Here is a 17,817-nt window from a genome sequence, read left to right as displayed (position 1 = left end):
ATGACGGCTACACTTTGCTCCTGTCAGTCGGGGCGCGTTTATGCGGAATGTTGCGCACCGTTTCATGCGCGTGAGGCGGCGGCTTCGACGGCGGAAGAGTTGATGCGCTCGCGTTACAGCGCGTATGTTTTGCAGGAAATCGACTATATCGTGGACACGACTGTCCCTGCGCAGCAGAATTTGTTGGACAAGCAGGATTTGGCGTCGTGGAGTAAGCAGACGCAGTGGTCGGGATTGAAGGTTATCCGTCATGTGCCGTTTGGCAAGCTGCATGCTTTGGTCGAGTTTGAGGCGTATTTTGAAGAGAACGGGCAAACTGAGTGCCATCATGAATTGTCGGCGTTTGTGAAAATAGACGGGCGTTGGTACTTTATTGATCCGACCGTTGCTTTGCCGACGATGAAACAGCCTTGTTTGTGCGGTTCTGGCAAAAAGTTTAAGGCGTGTTGCGGACAGTTTTTCAAATAGTAATGTAAACAGGCCGTCTGAACGTTCAGACGGCCTGAGCTGTTTTTTCAGATAAAAAAAACCATTCATACTAAGGGAGAAGTATGAATGGCCAATACATTGCGGGAAAACGTCTTACTTGCTGCACCGCCCAAAAGGGATGAAAGAGCGGTGTTGTGTCAGCGATTAATATTCTACCGTTTTTAGTATTAAATGCTGTTAAGAAGTGAAATAATTTCAATAAATTGCAAGATAATCGTGATTTTTTGAAGATAAACGGTATTTTTACTGATTTTCTCGAATCCATTTCACCCATTGCTGAAACAGCTCGGGTTGCAATGCGGCGATGACGGAACGCTTGAATACATGTTCGCCGCTCCAAAAATCGTCTCCTTCCAAAGTGGTCAGGCAGCCGCCGGCTTCTTCAAAAATCAATGCGCCGGCAGCGTAGTCCCACAGCTTTTGTCCGCCGTGGATGTAAATATCGTAGCGGCCGCTGGCAAGGTAGCACCAATCGAGCGTGCTGCTGCCCATGCTGCGGATTGTGCCGAATGGGGCAAGGGTATTCATGCGGCTGGCGAGTTTGCCCGAACGCAGGTATTTGATTTCCACGCCGGCGATGGATTCGTTGAGTTTTTTGTTTTCCGAACGCAGCGGCAGCGGCGTGCCGTTGAGGAATGCGCCTTTACCGCGTTCGGCATAGAAACATTCGCCGCTGACCGGATTGTAAATCACGCCCAATTCGGCGTGGCCGTTTTTAACCAGCGCGACGGATACGGCAAAATGCGGCAAACCGTTGACGAAGTTGTTTGTGCCGTCGATAGGATCGACAATCCACAGGCCGTCTGAATGTTCGTTCCACAAACGGGTTTGCTCCAGAACGCTCATCTCCTCGCCCAACATCGGACAATCCTCCAATAAGGGCAGGGCGGCGGCAAAAGCGGTTTGTGCGGCCAAATCTGCTTCACTCAAAACCGAGCCGTCTTCCTTGCGTCGTGACGGCGTGTTCAGAAAACGCGGCATGACTTCGGTTTGGGCGATGTGGCGGACGACTTTCTGTAAACGATATAGCACGGCGTATCCTTGTTTTTTGCAGTTTTGCGTGACAGTGGATTAAAATTCGGGAAGTTTTAAATTATAGTGGATGAAATTGAAATCAGGCAGGCAAGTGTATGTCGCCGTGTTTCAACTTCGTTCACGAAAGTTCAAATTATATACATGAATAAAGCAGGAAACCATGCCCCGATTTTATGTTGATTTTGCCTTAAGCCCCGACAGCGTAGTCGAATTGCCCGATGATGTGGTGCGCCATCTGAATGTATTGCGCGTGAAAAACACGGAAGAAATCGTGTTGTTCAACGGCAATGGCAAGGCATATCCGGCTTTGCCCGAAGTTTTGGAAAAACGCCGCGCCAGCGTGCGGATTTTGCGTGAAGAGGCAACGGACAACGAATCGCCGCTGAACATTACGTTGGTACAGGCGGTATCCTCCGCCGAGCGCATGGATTTCACTTTGCAGAAAAGCGTGGAATTGGGCGTGGCAGAAATTCACCCGGTCATCAGTGAACGCTGTGTCGTCCGCTTGAGTGGCGAACGCGCTGAAAAGCGGGTGGCACGTTGGCAGGAAATCGTCGTTTCGGCGTGTGAACAAAGCGGCCGTAATATTGTGCCGAAGGTTTTGCCGCTGACGACTTATGCGCAGGCTCTGCAGCAGTTGCCGCAGGAAACGACCAAACTGTTAATGAGCTTGAACCGCGCACAAAAACTGAGCGATGTTCGGCCGCAATCCGGCAAGGTCGTGTTTATGGTCGGTCCGGAGGGCGGCTGGACGGAGAAGGAAGAGCAGCAGGCATTTGATGCCGGTTTTCAATCCGTTACGCTTGGCAAACGGGTGTTGCGTACCGAAACCGCCTCACTTGCGGCCATTGCCGCCATGCAGACGCTTTGGGGCGATTTTGCATAAAGTTCAGGCCGTCTGAAAACGAGCGTAGCGAGTTTCGCTAAAACGAGTGTAACGAGTTTTGTTAAAACAAGCTGTTGCTTCATGAGATAAAAATGGGAGTTTAAAAAATGTCTTACACCTTTACACTGGCTGAGCACGAGCTGGAAGCGGAATTGAAAAAGTTAATCGTACAAGAGGCCGATAAGGCCGACGATGTGGATATGGATGATTTCACCGACGATGCACTTTTGTTTGGCGATGACAGTCCGGTCGGTTTGGATTCGCTTGATGCGCTGCAAATCAGCGTTGCCTTACAACAGTATTTTCAAGTACGCCTGCAGGGCGACCGGATGGTGCGCAAACATATGATGTGCGTACGCGATTTGGCGGCGTTTATCCGTGCGGAGCATGGCGCGTGAGTTGGGTTTGCGGTACGGCGGCCACTTCTGCCTTGAATCCGCAAACGGATTTCAGACGGCCTGATGCGGTGTCTTATACGTTTTTAAACCAACCGCAGCAGGCTGCTTATTTTCGTGCATTTGCCGGCGACAGTTTGGGGCGGAAGGAATTTGCGGATATTGCCGAACAACATTTGCGACAAGCCGCCGAAAATGCAGGCTGGCCGTCTGAAAGCTGGCATGATGCGCCGGTGTTTATCGGTTCCAGTTCCTATTCCATCTCCGAATATGAAAATCGCCATCTTGCGGGCAATAGGGTGGTAGAGGAACACAATTTGCTTTATCTCGCCGAAGATTTGCGCCGGCGCAGCGGCAATCGGCAAATTTTCAGTTTCGCTACTGCCTGCACTTCATCTGCCCATGCGCTGATTCAGGCGGATAATTGTTTGCGCGGCGGGGCGGAGTGTGCCTTTGTGCTTGGCATTGAAAACCTCAACCGGCTGACCTTGCTGCATTTTCACAGCTTGGGTTTGCTGGCCGAACACTATCAGCCTTTTGGCGGAAACGGTTTGATTTTAGGCGAAGGTGTTGCTGCGCTTGCCTTATCTTCCGCTGCTCCCGAATCTTCTTCAGGCCGTCTGAAACTTATCGGACACGCCGCCAATACAGGCAATGACCTGATTCAAAGCGATGGCCAAGCTCAAGAGCAGGTGATGCGCCATGCGTTAGATATTGCAGGCATCGCTCCTGAAAGCATTGCAGCCGTTAAAACACACGGTATCGGCACGGCTGACAGCGATGCCGCCGAATTGGCCGCGCTGGAAAATATATTCGGTACACTGCCGCCTTTGATGGCGTTCAAACCGCAAATCGGACACACGCTTGGCGCAACGGCAGCCCTTGAAACAGCCCTGCTTTTATCCGCTTTAAAACAAGGCGAAAGCAGCGATTATCAGGGGAGGGAAATTTGTTTTTCCGAGTGCGCGGCTTCACAAAAAGGCGGCTTTTTCTGTTTGGCTAATCAGTTTGGTTTTGGCGGCAGCAACACATCTTTGGTATGGCAATGGCAACCGTAAATCCTAATATCCGTATTACCGCCGCCGTGCGTTTTGATACTGACGCCGGCACTGGCGGCAAAATTCTCAAGCAAACCTTAAAGCAGCAAAGCGGTATAGATACCCGCCGCCTCAGCCGCTTGAGTTTGATTGCCGCGCTTGGTGCAGGGCAACTGAAAGAGCAATGCGAAATTCGTTCTGATTGCGCCGTTTTTCTCGGTACGCCGTTCTCTTCGCCATCCGTATTTGAAAAAATGGCAGACAATGTGCTGAACCATCACGCCGCGATGCCGTTTGACTTTATTGCCAACCTGCACAATGCTCCCGTTTTTCATGCCGCGCAAGCGTTAGGAACGCATGGTGCAACTTTGGTCGTGGCTGCCGACAACAATGTAGATACGTGCTTTCATCCATTATCTCTGGCGATGCAGTCTTTGCAAAATGGCGGACAAGCTGCGGTTGGTTGGGCATACGAACATCAAGCGGCTCATGCCGATACTCATGAAGGCAGTATTTGGATTGTGCTTGAAGCCGGTGCAGAGCAGGGTGTTCCCGTTGTGTTGAATGATGAAGTGATGCAGGCTGATAGGCCGTCTGAAAAGCCGCAATATTATTGGCAAAATATCGCCGATTGGATAGAAGAAGTAACGGCGTACGAGGGTAGGGATGTAAAGAAATGTACTTTGGTGTGATCAGCAAATGATTTTAGAGAAAGTATTTGTCTTTTGAATAAATAAGGTTTGCACCATTAAAAAGGCCGTCTGAAAATATTTTCAGACGGCCTTTTTATATCTAAAACCAATCAACGAGACATCTCGCCTTGAATAGCGCGGATATTCGCTTTACGGGCGTTGATGGTACGGGTCAGCTGTTGGATTTTAATCTGATCACCTTTTTGTTTGGCCGCATTCAGCTGTGTTTGAAGGCGGGTAATAGCAGCCTGTTCATTGCGTACTTCAGTCTGCAATATCTGTTTGCGGGTTTCTTTAGGGCTTGGTTTAGGAGCCGGGGTAACCACAGGAGCAGTACGGATAACAGGGGCTTTGTATTTGCTGTATGAAGAACTGCGTGATTTGTTCTGACGGTTGCGCAGGATAATATTGAGGCGCGGATTGGCAGCTTCGGCTGTATTGGTCACGCTTGTAATTGGAATATGGGGCAAAATTTTAATATCGTTGTAAACATTGCTTGGATCAAACGGAATATTAGCAGCAGGTGTATATGCCTTAGGAAAAGGTGTTTGCGCGGATGTTTTGCTTTGATCTACCGGGGAAACCGTTGTAGCAGGTTTATTTGGTACATTTGATTCTACTGTTGGCGCAACAACGGTTTTAATCGTTTGTTCGTTAGCCGTGTTTGCGACAGTTGTTTTACCAGTATTGGTGTTTTTTGCATTATGTCGGGTTGAGGTTTTGGTATAGGCTTTACCTTTACGCTTGGTTTCAACGTTGATAGGTGTTTTGTCGATTGCTTCATCTGAGGCAATTACGGTTTGGTTATTTTGTTTGGCCGCAGTTCTATCAGGTGTTTTGGGTAAAACAACAGGATTCTGAATAATTGTTTGAGGGATTTGAATCGCAGATGTTGTTGGAAGGGTTTGCGTAATAGTGGCAGGAGTATTGTTTGGAGTTTGAACAGCCATAGTTTGAGGCTGTGTAGTAGCAGGCATGACGTTGAGAACGTCGGTAGTGTCAATTTCAGACTTTGTTGTAGGGGCAGTGTCTAAAACAGTTGTATCGCTGAGAATGGCAAGGCCGTCAGCAACGTTTTTGTCAATTTGAGAAGTTAGACGAGCTTGTGCAATAGGAATGGAAATAGGTGCCGGAATACCGTATTCATTTCGAGTAACAACGACTGGGGTTTGTACCGCAGGCGTTGCTTGAGAAGCATGAACGTAGTCAGTGGCAGATGCTTTGAATTCTGTTGTTTGTGCCGTTTTTAAAGCGGACATATCGTTGAGAATGGCGGAACCATTTGTAACGGATTTATTAGCTGGTTCAGATTCAGTGAATACGTTAGGTTCTGCAACAATGCTGCTCTCTGTGGTGGTGTTTGTGTCAACTACGCGGCAGGTATTGTTGATCTGGTGAGAGGTATAAACAGTGATGCCTTCAACATTGCAGACATACTCGGCAGCGTTGGCGGCGGCAGGGAGGGTCAGGCTGAGGGCAATGGCGGTTTTGCAGAAAAACGGTTTCATAAAGGCAATAGAATCAGGTTGTTTGTTTAAAGTGTAATTATACTATGTACACTGTCAGCAACCGCCAACTTATTTTTAGGCGGTGTAAAACTATGGCTGAAAGGTTGAAAATTGGAATAAAAGGTCTTAGGCCGTCTGAAACTTGTCATATTAAAGTTTCAGACGGCCTTTGCTGTCATTGAGTATTAAGCGTTCAACAGGCTTTCGTCCAATGTCAGCTCTTCGTTTTTATTGACGGCGACTTTGCGTGCCAAAACGTTTTGGGCGATTTCGTGTGCTTCGGCAAGCGAGTGCATCAGGTAAGTACCGCATTGGTATTCGTTCAACTCGGGGATTTTGCTTTGGTCTTGAACGGTCAAAACATCCTGCATTGAAGCGAGCCATGCGTCGGCCACTTTTTGCTCGTCGGGCGTGCCGATGAGGCTCATATAGAAACCGGTACGGCAGCCCATCGGGGAAATGTCGATGATTTCAACGCCGTTGCCGTTTAAGTGGTCGCGCATAAAGCCTGCGAACAGGTGCTCCAGCGTATGAATGCCTTTTTCAGGCAGGATTTCTTTGTTGGGAATGCAGAAACGCAGGTCAAACACGGTAATGGTGTCGCCTTTGGGCGTGGTCATGGTTTTTGCCACGCGTACGGCAGGGGCGTGCATACGGGTGTGGTCGACTTTGAAACTGTCTAGTAGGGGCATTTGGGTGTCCTTTGAGGTAAATAGATTTTTAGCTAGGGATATTTGAAGACTGAATCACAATTCCGCAATCTCAACTGCTTCGCCCGAAGCCTCGCTCAGTGCTTCGTTTAAAACGTCGTAGAAATCGCGGCTGTCGCGTGTTGCCAGCCATGTGCCGTTTTGCTCGGCAAAATGGTAGCCGCCGCTTTTGGCGGCAATCCACAATTCTTGGTTGGGCGTATGGCGGTTGACGATGATTTGCGTGCCGTCTTCGGCTTCGATGGTCAGTACGTTTCCGGCAAACTGGCAGTCGAAATCCCAGCCGTTTTCGTCGATTTGGTCTTCGATGTGTTCGAACAATTCTTCGCTCATGCGGATGAATTCGCTTTCGGTCATCATGGCTTTTTGTGTGGTTTTTGTTTAAGATACCGAATCTTGCCACATTCGTAATGATGAAGAAAGTTTTACTGATGAAATACGGCGTATTTTTTGCAGCGGCAACGGCTCTGCTGCTCTCTGCCTGCGGTTACAAAGGTGACCTCTACCTGCCCAAAGAAGGCGACAAGGCGCGCTTCGGCGTGATTCAAACCGGCTTGAAATTTGATACGGCCAAAGAACCGACCACTCAAACCAACGATTAAAAAAGACTTCACAAACATGACTTTATTCTGCGAACAAGTCCCTTATACACACCTTGCCGAAGAGTTTGGTACGCCGCTTTATGTGTACAGCAAATCTGCGCTGACCGAGGCATTTGAAAACTACCAAACCGCATTTGCCGCTTTAAATCCGCTTGTCTGCTATGCAGTTAAAGCGAATGGCAACCTGAGCATCATCAAGCACTTTGCTTCTTTGGGGAGCGGTTTTGACATTGTGTCCGGCGGCGAGTTGGCGCGTGTTTTGGCGGCCGGCGGCGATGCGGCGAAAACGATTTTTTCCGGTGTGGGCAAGAGTGAGGCAGAAATTGAATTTGCGCTGAATGCAGGCGTGAAATGCTTCAATATGGAAAGCATTCCCGAAATCGACCGCATTCAGAAAGTTGCTGCGCGTTTGGGTAAAGTCGCTCCGGTTTCCCTGCGTGTCAACCCTGATGTCGACGCTAAAACCCATCCTTATATCTCCACCGGCCTGAAAGCCAATAAATTTGGTATTACCTATGCCGATGCGCTTGAGGCCTATCGTCATGCTTCCCGACAAAGCCATTTGAAAATCGTCGGTATCGACTGCCATATCGGCTCACAACTGACCGACCTCAGCCCGCTTGTCGAAGCCTGCGAACGTATCTTGGCCTTGGTCGACCAACTGGCAGCCGAAGGCATTGTGTTGGAACACTTGGACTTGGGCGGCGGTGTCGGCATTGTTTACCAAGATGAAAATGTGCCTGATTTGGGCGCGTATGCCAAAGAAGTTCAAAAACTGATGGGTACACGCCGTCTGAAACTGGTTCTTGAGCCAGGCCGCAGTTTGGTCGGCAATGCAGGCGCGTTGTTGACGCGAGTTGAGTTCGTCAAACATGGCGAAGAGAAAAACTTTGTGATGGTCGATGCGGCGATGAACGATTTGATGCGTCCGGCGCTTTATGATGCCTATCATCACATCGAAGCGGTCGAAACCAAAGACATTGAGCCTCTGACGGCCAATATCGTCGGCCCGATTTGCGAAACCGGCGACTTCCTCGGCAAAGACCGCACCATCGCCTGCGAAGAAGGGGATTTGCTGCTTATCCGCAGCGCCGGTGCGTATGGCTCAAGCATGGCGAGCAACTACAACACGCGCAACCGTGCGGCGGAAGTATTGGTTGACGGCAACGAATGCAAACTTATCCGCCAACGTGAAACCGTCGAGCAGCAAATGGCCAACGAATTGGCTTGTTTGTAAGGTTTGATTGTTTAAAAGGCCGTCTGAAAGCTTAATTGACTTTCAGACGGCCTTTGTTATGAAAGAAAAGGGCATGTATCAAACATGCCCTTTTTAGTTTATCAATAATGCGGCGGAATCTCGTCGCGCAGGCTGTACGGTTCGCGTTCACCGTTTGCGCCTTTGTCCTGCATCCGTTGATATAGAAGCCGCAACTGGCCTTGCTGCAAATCCAAAGCCTGCTGCATCTTGGCGATGGTGTCGTTCAGGCTGCCGATTAAATCTTCCTGCAAGGCCGTCTGAATTTCCAGTTCCGTGACGCGGTGTTCCAATTCCTGAATATCGCTCATATTACAGCACCATTGCGGCAATCCAGCCGGCAGCCATCAGCGGGATATTGTAGTGGATAAAAGTCGGGATAACCGAATCGCGGATGTGGTCGTGTTGACCGTCGGCGTTCAAACCCATGGTCGGGCCGAGCGTCGAGTCGGAAGCAGGGGAGCCTGCATCGCCCAGCGCACCGGCCGTACCGACGATGGCGACGGTCGCCATAGGCGAGAAGCCCAAGCTCATGCACAAAGGCACATAAATCGCGGTAATAATCGGTAAAGTCGAGAAGGATGAGCCGATGCCCATGGTCACCAGCAAGCCGACGCACAACATGGTCAATGCGGCCATGCCTTTATTGCCGCCGAACAAAGCCATGCTGTGTTCGACCAAAGGCTGAATCTCGCCGGTTGCGTTCATTACGGCGGCGAAACCTTGTGCCGCAATCATAATAAAGCCGACCATCGCCATCATTTTGATGCCTTCGCCGAACACATCGCTGGCGGCGGAGCGGTTCATCACGCCTAACATCATAAACACGGCAAAGCCCAACATAGCGCCCAATACCAGCGAACCATCATACAAAAGCTGAATGGCAAAACACACGGCAATCGCCACGGCCGCCACCAAGCTGCGATAGGTTGAAGGCTCCTGTTGTTGCACTGCCGCACGGTTGTCTTCCGTGTCAGTGGTATTGTTTTGATAAATGCGTGGTTTGCGGTAGTGCAAAAAGGCCAGCAGCAAGCCGGACACCATGCCCAAAGCCGGAATCGCCATTGCGTGCATCACATTGATGCCGCTGGTGTCCATGCCTGCCGAGCGGATATTGCCCAACATGATGTCGTTCAAGAAGATGGAGCCGAAACCGTAAGGCAGGAACATATAAGTCGTTACCAAGCCAAACGTAATCACGCAGGCCACCAAGCGGCGGTCGAGTTTCAAACGGTTGAACACCAACAGCAGCGGCGGAATAATCATCGGAATAAACGCGATATGAATCGGCACAACGTTTTGGCTCATCACGCCCATGCACAAAATAATCGCCAGCAGCAGCCATTTGACCGCGCCTTCGCCTTTCGCATTGCCTTCGCCGCCGTTGAGCTTGCGGATAATCACGCCGGCGAGCTGTTGCGGCAGGCCGGAATGCGTGATGGCCATGGCAAACGCGCCGAGCATGGCATAAGACAGCGCGATTTGCGCCCCGCCTTTCAGGCCTTCGTTAAAAACAGGAATAATCCCTTGCTGCACCACATCGCCGGCCGCGTTGGTTACATTCTCCAAAGGCATACCGGCCACCAAGCCGCCGACAAACGCGCCGACAGCCAAGCTGAGCACCACATGCACGCGCGATAAAGACAGCACAAGCATGATGATGACCGCAATTACAACCGCATTCATATCGTTCTCCGTTGTTCAGACGGCCTGTTATGTAAAAACAGGCAATCATCTGTTTACATATTACAAATAAACATCATAACCCAAGCATGAAGCCTTTGCAAAAAACGGCAGGCCGTCTGAAAACCAGATTATCGACTTTCAGACGGCCTGAAGTGATGTCTTGTATAACGGTTCAATAGGGTATGCGGTTTATCGCTGAGATTAAGATATTCAAAAATAGCCAAAAAACGCGCGCTTCCTATTCTTTGCATATTGTATAAATGTTAAAATCGACATAATGCTCTATTTGGGGTTTGTCGCTGAAACTCAAGCAGTTATTTATAAAATCTAATTCGATAATACACAAATAAAGGAAAGAAGTTATGGATATTCTGACGCGGCTGCACAATCTGCCGCCTTCCCGCTTCCATTACAAACTTTTAGTGTTGGTCGGTATAGGCTGGCTGTTTGATGCCATGGATACAGGCTTGGTGTCGTTTGTATTGCCGGCTTTGGGCAAAGATTGGGCGCTGGCTCCGGCGCAGTTGGGCTGGATTGTCAGCATTGCCTTTGTCGGCATGGCTTTGGGCGCAGTATTCAGCGGCTGGCTGGCGGACAGATTCGGACGGAAAACCGTTTTTGCCGGCACAATGGTGGTGTACAGCATTGCCACAGGTTTGTGCGCGCTTGCGCCTGATTTGACGGTTTTGCTGGTGTGCCGTTTTTTTGTCGGCGTCGGCTTGGGCGGCCAACTGCCCGTCGCCGTGTCGCTGGTCAGCGAATATGCGCCGCCGAAAGTACGCGGCCGTTTTATTGTGTTGCTGGAAAGCTTTTGGGGCTTGGGCTGGCTTTCGGCCGCGCTGGTGTCTTATTTCTTTATTCCGCAAACCGGCTGGCACAGCGCGTTTTTATTCGGCGCCTTGCCCCTGTTTTATGTGCCGTTGGTGTTGAAGTTCGTTCCCGAATCCGTGCCTTACCTGCTTTCCCGCGGCAAAACCAACGAAGCGCACCATTTGGTATCCGCGCTGGAAATGCAATCGGGCATAACGCCGCCGACAGAAGCCGTTGCCGCACCGACCGCTCCGCGCGAACGCATCCGCTTCGTCCAACTTTGGCAACATCCGTTTGCACGGCGCACGCTGATGTTGTGGCTGGTTTGGTTCGGCATTGTGTTTTCGTATTACGGCATTTTCACTTGGTTGCCCAAATTGCTGGTCGAGCAGGGCAATACTGTGGTTAAAACCTTTGAATATATGCTGGTGATGATTGTTGCGCAACTGCCCGGCTATATTGCCGCCGCGGCTTTGGTGGAAAGAATCGGCCGCAAAGCAACGCTGGCAGGCTTCCTGGCCGCTTGTGCCGTGTGCGCATGGTTTTTCGGGCAGAGTGCAACTGCCGCCGAAGTGATGATTTGGGGCAGCCTGATGTCCTTTTTCAACTTGGGCGCATGGGGCGTTTTGTACACCTACACTCCCGAACTCTACCCCTTGCGCTTCCGTGCCTTCGCATCCGGCTGGGCAGGCGCCATCGGCCGCGTCGGCGGCATACTCGCGCCCATGGTAGTGGCGATGATGGTGGGCAACAGCGGCGGCTTCGGCAATATCTTTATGATGTTTGCGCTGGTTATGCTGTTGATTGTGGCGGTAATCTTGGTATTGGGTGAAGAAACCAAAGGCCGTACGCTGGAAGACATCAGTCAATAAAAGATAGATATGAAAAGGCCGTCTGAAAAATATTTTCAGACGGCCTTTGTTTTATTTTAAGTATGTAATTTTGATACATTGGTTTTCTGTTCTTATTTTAATATGCGGGGAAAGCGACCAAGAATGACCGTCTTCGGTTACGTGAGAGTAAAATCATTATACTTCAATAAATTAAAATGAATAAATGATAAAGAGGCCGTCTGAAAAGTTCAATCATGGTTTGTGATGTAGGTCAAAGCAGAATGTAACTAAATTACTTATAGTTATCGTAGTGAAAATTTATTGACCTTATTGCCACCTTTTATTAAGGAGATACACCATGAACGCATCAGCCGACAACGTCGTCAGCCCAGCTGTAGTCGAGGTAAATAGCCTGGTTGAAAAGGGTTTACGGGCGTTGGATGAGTTTCTTAAGTTGGATCAGGAACAGATTGATTTTATTGTGGCCAAAGCCTCTATCGCCGCGCTGGACAAACATGGTGTACTCGCCATGCACGCGGTGGAAGAAACGGGACGCGGCGTGTTTGAGGATAAGGCGACGAAAAACCTGTTTGCCTGCGAAAACGTCGTGCGCCGCCTGCGCGATTTGAAAACCGTGGGTGTCATCAGCGAAAACGATGTAACCGGTATTACTGAAATTGCCGATCCTGTCGGCGTAGTTTGCGGTATTGTGCCGACGACCAATCCGACTTCCACCACCATTTTCAAATCCCTGATTGCGCTGAAAACCCGCAATCCGATTATTTTCTCGTTCCATCCGTCTGCACAGCAGTGTTCCGCCCATGCAGCGCGTATTGTGCGCGATGCGGCAATTGCGGCCGGTGCGCCGGAAAACTGTATCCAGTGGATTGAAAAGCCGTCTATGGAAGGCACTTCCGCGCTGATGAAGCATCCGGGCGTGGCAACGATTTTGGCGACCGGCGGCAATGCGATGGTAGAAGCCGCGTATTCTTGCGGCAAACCTGCGCTCGGCGTCGGGGCGGGCAACGTACCTGCTTATGTTGAAAAAACGGCGGACATCAAACAGGTGGCACACGATATTGTGATGTCGAAATCTTTCGACAACGGCATGGTGTGCGCCAGCGAGCAAGCGGTAATTGCCGATAAAGAGATTTACAAAGAGTTGGCCGAAGAGTTCAAATCCTACGGCGTGTACTTTGCCAACAAAAAAGAAAAAGCCATGCTCGAAGAGTTTATCTTCGGCGTAACGGCGAATTGTGCCAGCTGCGGCGGAGCGAAACTCAATTCCGCCGTTGTGGGCAAACCGGCGGCATGGATTGCCGAGCAGGCCGGGTTTAAAGTGCCTGAAAAAACCAACATCATCATCGCCGAATGCCGCGAAGTCGGTCCGAACGAGCCGCTGACCCGCGAAAAACTTTCACCTGTTTTGGCCATGATTAAGGCGGATTCGACCGAACAAGGTTTGAAGTTCGCCGAAGAAATGGTTGCCTTCGACGGTTTGGGACACTCCGCCGCCATCCATACCGCCGACGAGGAATTGGTCAAAACGTTCGGCTCCCGCGTCAAAGCGCTGCGTGTGATTTGGAATTCGCCTTCTACTTTCGGCGGCATCGGCGATGTGTACAACGCCTTCCTGCCTTCTCTGACCCTCGGTTGCGGCTCTTACGGTAAAAACGCCGTCGGCGGCAACGTCAGCGCAGTCAATCTGTTAAACATCAAAAAAGTAGGCCGTCGGAGAAACAACATGCAATGGTTCAAAGTGCCCGCCAAAATCTATTTTGAACGCGATTCCATCCAATATCTGCAAGACATGAAAGACTGCGAAAAAGTCATGATTGTGACCGACCGTTCGATGGTTGATCTGGGCTTTGTCGATAAAATCACCCACCAACTGCATCAACGCAAAAACAAAGTGACCATTCAGCTGTTTACCGATGTCGAAGCCGATCCGAGCGTCCAAACCGTCTATAAAGGCACGGATTTGATGCGCAGCTTCCAGCCCGACACCATTATCGCGCTGGGCGGCGGTTCGCCAATGGATGCGGCAAAAGCCATGTGGCTTTTCTACGAGCAGCCGCAAGTCGATTTTGAAGACTTGGTGCAAAAATTCATGGATATCCGCAAACGCGCGTTCCGCTTCCCTGAATTGGGCCGCAAAGCCAAATTTATCGGCATTCCTACCACATCGGGTACAGGCTCCGAAGTCACGCCGTTTACCGTCATCAGCGACGGCGATAAGAAATATCCGATTGCCGACTACTCGCTGACCCCGACCATTTCGATTGTCGACCCTGCGTTTACCATGACTGTGCCGGCAGGCGTAACCGCCGATACCGGTTTGGACGTATTGACCCACGCCGTAGAAGCATACGTTTCCGTACTGGCGAATGACTTTACAGACGGCCTCGCCCTGCAAGCCATCAAGCTCGTGTTCCAATACCTCGAACGTTCCTACAAACACGGTGCGGCCGATCCTGAAGCGCGCGAGCATATGCACAATGCTTCCACCATCGCAGGCATGGCGTTTGCCAATGCGTTCTTGGGCATTAACCACTCGATGGCACACAAAATCGGCGGCAAATATCACGTTCCGCACGGTCGTGCCAACGCCATCCTGCTGCCGCACGTCATCCGCTACAACGGCACGCGTCCGCAGAAAACCGCCACTTGGCCGAAGTACAACTACTACAAAGCCGACCTGAAATATCAGGAAATCGCCCGTACCTTAGGCCTGCCATGCAGCACGCCGGCTGAAGGCGTCGAATCCTTCGCCCGCGCCTGCCATGAACTGGCGGTCAACGTCGGCATCAAAATGTCGTTGAAAGAGCAGGGCATCGATGAGAAAACCTTCCTCGACGGCAGAAAAGAGCTGGCCATGATGTCTTTTGAAGACCAATGCACCCCGGCCAACCCACGCCTCGCCATGGTGGCCGATATGGAAGAAATCCTGACCAAAGCCTATTACGGCGAATAAAATCGGGTAGTAAAAAAGGCCGTCTGAAACCTGAATATAGGGTTTCAGACGGCCTTTATCTGTGTGGCTAAACCTTAAAAGCGATTTAGACGACGATATTCACCAAGCGTCCGGGAACGACGATGATTTTCTTCGCAGGCTTGCCTTCCATGAATTTCACTGCGCCTTCGTTGGCAAGGGCGGCGGCTTCGAGGTCGGCTTTGGAGGCGTCGGCGGCGACGGTGATTTTGCCGCGCAATTTGCCGTTGACTTGAACCATCACTTCGATTTCGGATTTGACCAAGGCGGCTTCGTCGACTGTCGGCCAGCCTGCTTCCCACAGTTTCGCGCTGTTCAATTCGCTCCACAGGGTTTCGCAGATGTGCGGCACGATGGGCCACAGCAGGCGTACGGCGGCTTCCAATACTTCTTGGGCGACGGCGCGGCCTTGTTCGCTGCCGGTGTCGGTTTTGTCGTATTGGTTGAGCAGTTCCATCACGGCGGCGATGGCGGTGTTGAACTGTTGACGGCGACCGTAGTCGTCGCTGACTTTGGCGATAGTGGAATGCAGTTTGTGGCGCAGGTCTTTGAGTTCTTTAGACAAACCGTCTTGGTTGCCTGCAAACGCTTTGACTGCTTCGCCTTGCTTCAAGTATTCGTAAACGGTACGCCACAGACGACGCAGGAAGCGGTGTGCGCCTTCGACGCCGCTGTCGCTCCATTCGAGGGACTGTTCGGGCGGTGCGGCGAACATCATGAACAGGCGGGCGGTGTCCGCGCCGTAGGCGTTAATCAGTTCTTGTGGATCGACGCCGTTGTTTTTGGACTTGGACATTTTTTCCGTGCCGCTGATCACGACGGGCAGGCCGTCGGCTTTGAGGACGGCGGAAACGGGGCGGCCTTTGTCGTCAAAAGTCAGCTCGACATCGGCAGGATTGATCCAGTCTTTGCCGCCTTTGTCGTTTTCACGGTAGTAGGTTTCGCAGACGACCATGCCTTGCGTGAGCAGGCGTTCAAATGGTTCATCCACGCTGACCAAGCCTTCGTCGCGCATCAGTTTGGTAAAGAAGCGCGCGTACAAGAGGTGCAAAATTGCGTGTTCGATACCGCCGATGTATTGGTCGACCGCACCCCAGTATTTCGCGGCTTCAGCCGATACCATGCCTTCTGCGAACTTGGGCGACATATAGCGGAAGAAATACCAGCTCGATTCCATGAAGGTGTCCATGGTGTCAGTTTCGCGTTTCGCCGCGCCGCCGCAGCATGGGCAGGTGGTTTCGTAAAACTCTGGCATTTTTGCCAGCGGCGAACCCATGCCGTCGGGTACGACGTTTTCAGGCAGGACGACCGGCAGTTGGTCGGCAGGGACGGGGACGTCGCCGCATTTTTCGCAATGGACGATGGGAATCGGGCAGCCCCAGTAGCGCTGGCGCGAAATACCCCAGTCGCGCAGGCGGTATTGGGTTTTCGGTTCGCCTGCGTCTTGGCTTTGCAGTTTGGCGGCGATGGCGTCGAAAGCCGTCTGAAAATTCATGCCGTCCAAGTCGCCGCTGTTGACCAATACGCCGTTTTCTTTGTCGCCGTACCATTCTTGCCATTGGTTTGCATCGAATGCGTTGTCGCCGACTGCAATCACTTGTTTTTTAGGCAGATTGTATTTGGTGGCAAACTCAAAATCGCGTTCGTCGTGCGCCGGAACCGCCATGACCGCGCCGTCGCCGTAGCCCCACAATACATAGTTGGCAATCCACACTTCCAGCTTGTCGCCGTTGAGCGGGTTGACGACGTAGCGGCCGGTCGGCACGCCTTTTTTCTCCATCGTCGCCATATCGGCTTCGGCAACCGAACCGGCTTTGCATTCGGCGATAAATGCCTGCAATTCGGGTTTGTCGGCGGCTGCGGCGGTTGCCAGCGGATGCTCGGCGGCAACGGCAACATAAGTCGCGCCCATCAGCGTGTCGGGACGGGTGGTATAAACTTGCAGGAATTTCGCGTAATCGCCTTCCAAGCCTTGTTTGCTGTCGTCTGAAACGGCGAAGCGCACAGTCATACCGCGAGATTTGCCGATCCAGTTGCGCTGCATGGTTTTGACTTGTTCCGGCCAGTGTTCCAGCTTGTCTAAATCGTTGAGCAGCTCTTCGGCGTAATCCGTGATTTTGAAGTAATACATCGGGATTTCGCGTTTTTCGATCAACGCGCCCGAACGCCAACCACGTCCGTCGATGACTTGCTCGTTGGCTAGGACGGTTTGGTCGACAGGGTCCCAGTTTACCGTGCCGTTTTTGCGGTACACGATGCCTTTTTCAAACAGCTTGGTAAACAGCCATTGTTCCCAGCGGTAGTATTCGGGTTTGCAGGTGGCGACTTCGCGCTCCCAGTCAATCGCAAAACCCAGGCTTTTGAGCTGGGTTTTCATGTATTCGATATTGTCGTACGTCCAAGCGGCGGGGGCGACGTTGTTTTTCATCGCCGCGTTTTCCGCCGGCATACCGAACGCGTCCCAACCCATAGGCTGCATGACGTTGAAGCCGTTTAAGCGTTTGAAGCGGCTCAATACGTCGCCGATGGTGTAGTTGCGCACATGCCCCATGTGCAGCTTGCCGCTGGGGTAGGGGAACATGGAGAGGCAGTAGTATTTGGGTTTGGAAGCGTCTTCGAAGACGTTGAAAATACGCTCGTCGTCCCATTTTTTCTGCGCCGCAGGCTCGATGGCGGCGGGTTGGTAATGTTCTTGCATAGTCATTCTGTTTTTCGCTTGAAAACGTTGGAAAAAATAAAGATGGGATTATAGCAGGTTGTCGGGCCTGTCGGTTTGACAAAGGCCGTCTGAATGTTTGGATGTCGGAAAAGCACAATTTCAGACGGCCTTGAAAATACTGACTTGAGTTTTTGATACTCGCCCACATATCCCACCCAGTTTGAATTC

At 51.2% G+C, this 17,817-nt stretch carries 16 protein-coding genes; 9 read left to right on the top strand and 7 right to left on the bottom strand.

Features of this window, described 5'->3' with window-relative positions:
• A complete protein-coding gene (locus ACTHS8_RS04930) occupies positions 1 to 468 on the top strand; it encodes a YchJ family protein (RefSeq protein WP_440373142.1) in 468 nt (155 codons plus the stop codon).
• A gap of 264 nt (positions 469 to 732) precedes the next feature.
• Here the strand turns inward: ACTHS8_RS04930 and ACTHS8_RS04925 are convergent, their stop codons facing one another.
• Positions 733 to 1,521, bottom strand: coding sequence for an inositol monophosphatase family protein (locus tag ACTHS8_RS04925; protein ID WP_440373141.1), 789 nt, complete (start codon positions 1,519 to 1,521; stop codon positions 733 to 735).
• Between the two features lie 163 nt (positions 1,522 to 1,684).
• Here ACTHS8_RS04925 and ACTHS8_RS04920 point away from each other — a divergent pair, with 163 nt between their 5' ends.
• The 4 genes from ACTHS8_RS04920 to ACTHS8_RS04905 all read left to right on the top strand — a co-directional run bounded on the left by ACTHS8_RS04920 (position 1,685) and on the right by ACTHS8_RS04905 (position 4,534).
• Positions 1,685 to 2,410 (top strand): 16S rRNA (uracil(1498)-N(3))-methyltransferase, encoded by a 726-nt coding sequence (locus ACTHS8_RS04920; RefSeq protein ID WP_440373140.1) that lies wholly within the window; start codon positions 1,685 to 1,687, stop codon positions 2,408 to 2,410.
• Between the two features lie 107 nt (positions 2,411 to 2,517).
• Positions 2,518 to 2,808 carry an acyl carrier protein gene (locus ACTHS8_RS04915; protein ID WP_003748215.1) on the top strand — a complete coding sequence of 97 codons (291 nt, stop codon included), beginning with the start codon at positions 2,518 to 2,520 and terminating at the stop codon, positions 2,806 to 2,808.
• Positions 2,805 to 3,863, top strand: a complete 1,059-nt coding sequence (locus ACTHS8_RS04910; protein ID WP_440373239.1) for a beta-ketoacyl synthase N-terminal-like domain-containing protein — start codon at positions 2,805 to 2,807, stop codon at positions 3,861 to 3,863. Before ACTHS8_RS04915 ends, ACTHS8_RS04910 begins: the two co-directional genes overlap by 4 nt.
• Entirely contained in the window at positions 3,845 to 4,534 is a 690-nt protein-coding gene (locus tag ACTHS8_RS04905) for a hypothetical protein (protein WP_440373139.1), read from the top strand. Before ACTHS8_RS04910 ends, ACTHS8_RS04905 begins: the two co-directional genes overlap by 19 nt.
• Positions 4,535 to 4,644: 110 nt before the next feature.
• Here ACTHS8_RS04905 and ACTHS8_RS04900 read toward each other — a convergent pair whose 3' ends face one another.
• The 3 genes from ACTHS8_RS04900 to cyaY all read right to left on the bottom strand — a co-directional run bounded on the left by ACTHS8_RS04900 (position 4,645) and on the right by cyaY (position 7,112).
• On the bottom strand, positions 4,645 to 6,042 hold the full coding sequence (locus ACTHS8_RS04900) for a hypothetical protein (RefSeq protein WP_440373138.1): 1,398 nt from the start codon (positions 6,040 to 6,042) through the stop codon (positions 4,645 to 4,647).
• Positions 6,043 to 6,227: 185 nt separating this feature from the next.
• Entirely contained in the window at positions 6,228 to 6,734 is a 507-nt protein-coding gene (gene luxS / locus ACTHS8_RS04895; protein WP_004518928.1) for an S-ribosylhomocysteine lyase, read from the bottom strand.
• A gap of 54 nt (positions 6,735 to 6,788) precedes the next feature.
• Entirely contained in the window at positions 6,789 to 7,112 is a 324-nt protein-coding gene (gene cyaY, locus ACTHS8_RS04890) for an iron donor protein CyaY (protein WP_440373137.1), read from the bottom strand.
• Between the two features lie 50 nt (positions 7,113 to 7,162).
• Here cyaY and lptM point away from each other — a divergent pair, with 50 nt between their 5' ends.
• Both lptM and lysA read left to right on the top strand, forming a co-directional pair.
• Complete coding sequence (gene lptM / locus ACTHS8_RS04885) at positions 7,163 to 7,354, top strand: LPS translocon maturation chaperone LptM (protein WP_003684659.1); 192 nt, start codon at positions 7,163 to 7,165, stop codon at positions 7,352 to 7,354.
• A 16-nt stretch (positions 7,355 to 7,370) separates the two neighbouring features.
• Complete coding sequence (gene lysA / locus ACTHS8_RS04880; protein WP_440373136.1) at positions 7,371 to 8,591, top strand: diaminopimelate decarboxylase; 1,221 nt, start codon at positions 7,371 to 7,373, stop codon at positions 8,589 to 8,591.
• 101 nt (positions 8,592 to 8,692) lie between these two features.
• Here lysA and ACTHS8_RS04875 read toward each other — a convergent pair whose 3' ends face one another.
• Together ACTHS8_RS04875 and ACTHS8_RS04870 are read right to left on the bottom strand one after the other, a co-directional pair.
• Complete coding sequence (locus ACTHS8_RS04875) at positions 8,693 to 8,920, bottom strand: SlyX family protein (protein WP_004518924.1); 228 nt, start codon at positions 8,918 to 8,920, stop codon at positions 8,693 to 8,695.
• Position 8,921: 1 nt separating this feature from the next.
• A complete protein-coding gene (locus ACTHS8_RS04870; RefSeq protein ID WP_254342713.1) occupies positions 8,922 to 10,295 on the bottom strand; it encodes a Na+/H+ antiporter family protein in 1,374 nt (457 codons plus the stop codon).
• 362 nt (positions 10,296 to 10,657) lie between these two features.
• Here ACTHS8_RS04870 and ACTHS8_RS04865 point away from each other — a divergent pair, with 362 nt between their 5' ends.
• Positions 10,658 to 11,977: an MFS transporter gene (locus ACTHS8_RS04865; protein ID WP_254342715.1), complete on the top strand. Its 1,320-nt coding sequence runs from the start codon at positions 10,658 to 10,660 to the stop codon at positions 11,975 to 11,977.
• 319 nt (positions 11,978 to 12,296) lie between these two features.
• A complete protein-coding gene (gene adhE / locus ACTHS8_RS04860; protein ID WP_440373135.1) occupies positions 12,297 to 14,912 on the top strand; it encodes a bifunctional acetaldehyde-CoA/alcohol dehydrogenase in 2,616 nt (871 codons plus the stop codon).
• Between the two features lie 85 nt (positions 14,913 to 14,997).
• Here the strand turns inward: adhE and leuS are convergent, their stop codons facing one another.
• A complete protein-coding gene (leuS, locus tag ACTHS8_RS04855; RefSeq protein ID WP_440373238.1) occupies positions 14,998 to 17,628 on the bottom strand; it encodes a leucine--tRNA ligase in 2,631 nt (876 codons plus the stop codon).
• Positions 17,629 to 17,817 lie beyond the last annotated feature (189 nt).

The sequence above is a fragment of the Neisseria sp. P0016.S008 genome, from assembly GCF_051957775.1.
In the GTDB taxonomy this organism is placed as follows: domain Bacteria; phylum Pseudomonadota; class Gammaproteobacteria; order Burkholderiales; family Neisseriaceae; genus Neisseria; species Neisseria flavescens_B.
The sequence above is the reverse complement of the archived record's forward strand: the minus strand, read 5'-3'. Positions and strand labels throughout refer to the sequence as shown.

Bases quoted from the DNA above. Each gene is read 5' to 3' on its own strand.
- ACTHS8_RS04930 (WP_440373142.1), top strand. From the start codon at position 1: ATGACGGCTACACTTTGCTCCTGTCAGTCGGGGCGCGTTTATGCGGAA.
- ACTHS8_RS04920 (WP_440373140.1), top strand. From the start codon at position 1,685: ATGCCCCGATTTTATGTTGATTTTGCCTTAAGCCCCGACAGCGTAGTC.
- ACTHS8_RS04915 (WP_003748215.1), top strand. From the start codon at position 2,518: ATGTCTTACACCTTTACACTGGCTGAGCACGAGCTGGAAGCGGAATTG.
- ACTHS8_RS04905 (WP_440373139.1), top strand. From the start codon at position 3,845: ATGGCAATGGCAACCGTAAATCCTAATATCCGTATTACCGCCGCCGTG.
- ACTHS8_RS04900 (WP_440373138.1), bottom strand. From the start codon at position 6,042: ATGAAACCGTTTTTCTGCAAAACCGCCATTGCCCTCAGCCTGACCCTC.
- luxS (WP_004518928.1), bottom strand. From the start codon at position 6,734: ATGCCCCTACTAGACAGTTTCAAAGTCGACCACACCCGTATGCACGCC.
- cyaY (WP_440373137.1), bottom strand. From the start codon at position 7,112: ATGATGACCGAAAGCGAATTCATCCGCATGAGCGAAGAATTGTTCGAA.
- lptM (WP_003684659.1), top strand. From the start codon at position 7,163: ATGATGAAGAAAGTTTTACTGATGAAATACGGCGTATTTTTTGCAGCG.
- lysA (WP_440373136.1), top strand. From the start codon at position 7,371: ATGACTTTATTCTGCGAACAAGTCCCTTATACACACCTTGCCGAAGAG.
- ACTHS8_RS04875 (WP_004518924.1), bottom strand. From the start codon at position 8,920: ATGAGCGATATTCAGGAATTGGAACACCGCGTCACGGAACTGGAAATT.
- ACTHS8_RS04870 (WP_254342713.1), bottom strand. From the start codon at position 10,295: ATGAATGCGGTTGTAATTGCGGTCATCATCATGCTTGTGCTGTCTTTA.
- ACTHS8_RS04865 (WP_254342715.1), top strand. From the start codon at position 10,658: ATGGATATTCTGACGCGGCTGCACAATCTGCCGCCTTCCCGCTTCCAT.
- adhE (WP_440373135.1), top strand. From the start codon at position 12,297: ATGAACGCATCAGCCGACAACGTCGTCAGCCCAGCTGTAGTCGAGGTA.
- leuS (WP_440373238.1), bottom strand. From the start codon at position 17,628: ATGCAAGAACATTACCAACCCGCCGCCATCGAGCCTGCGGCGCAGAAA.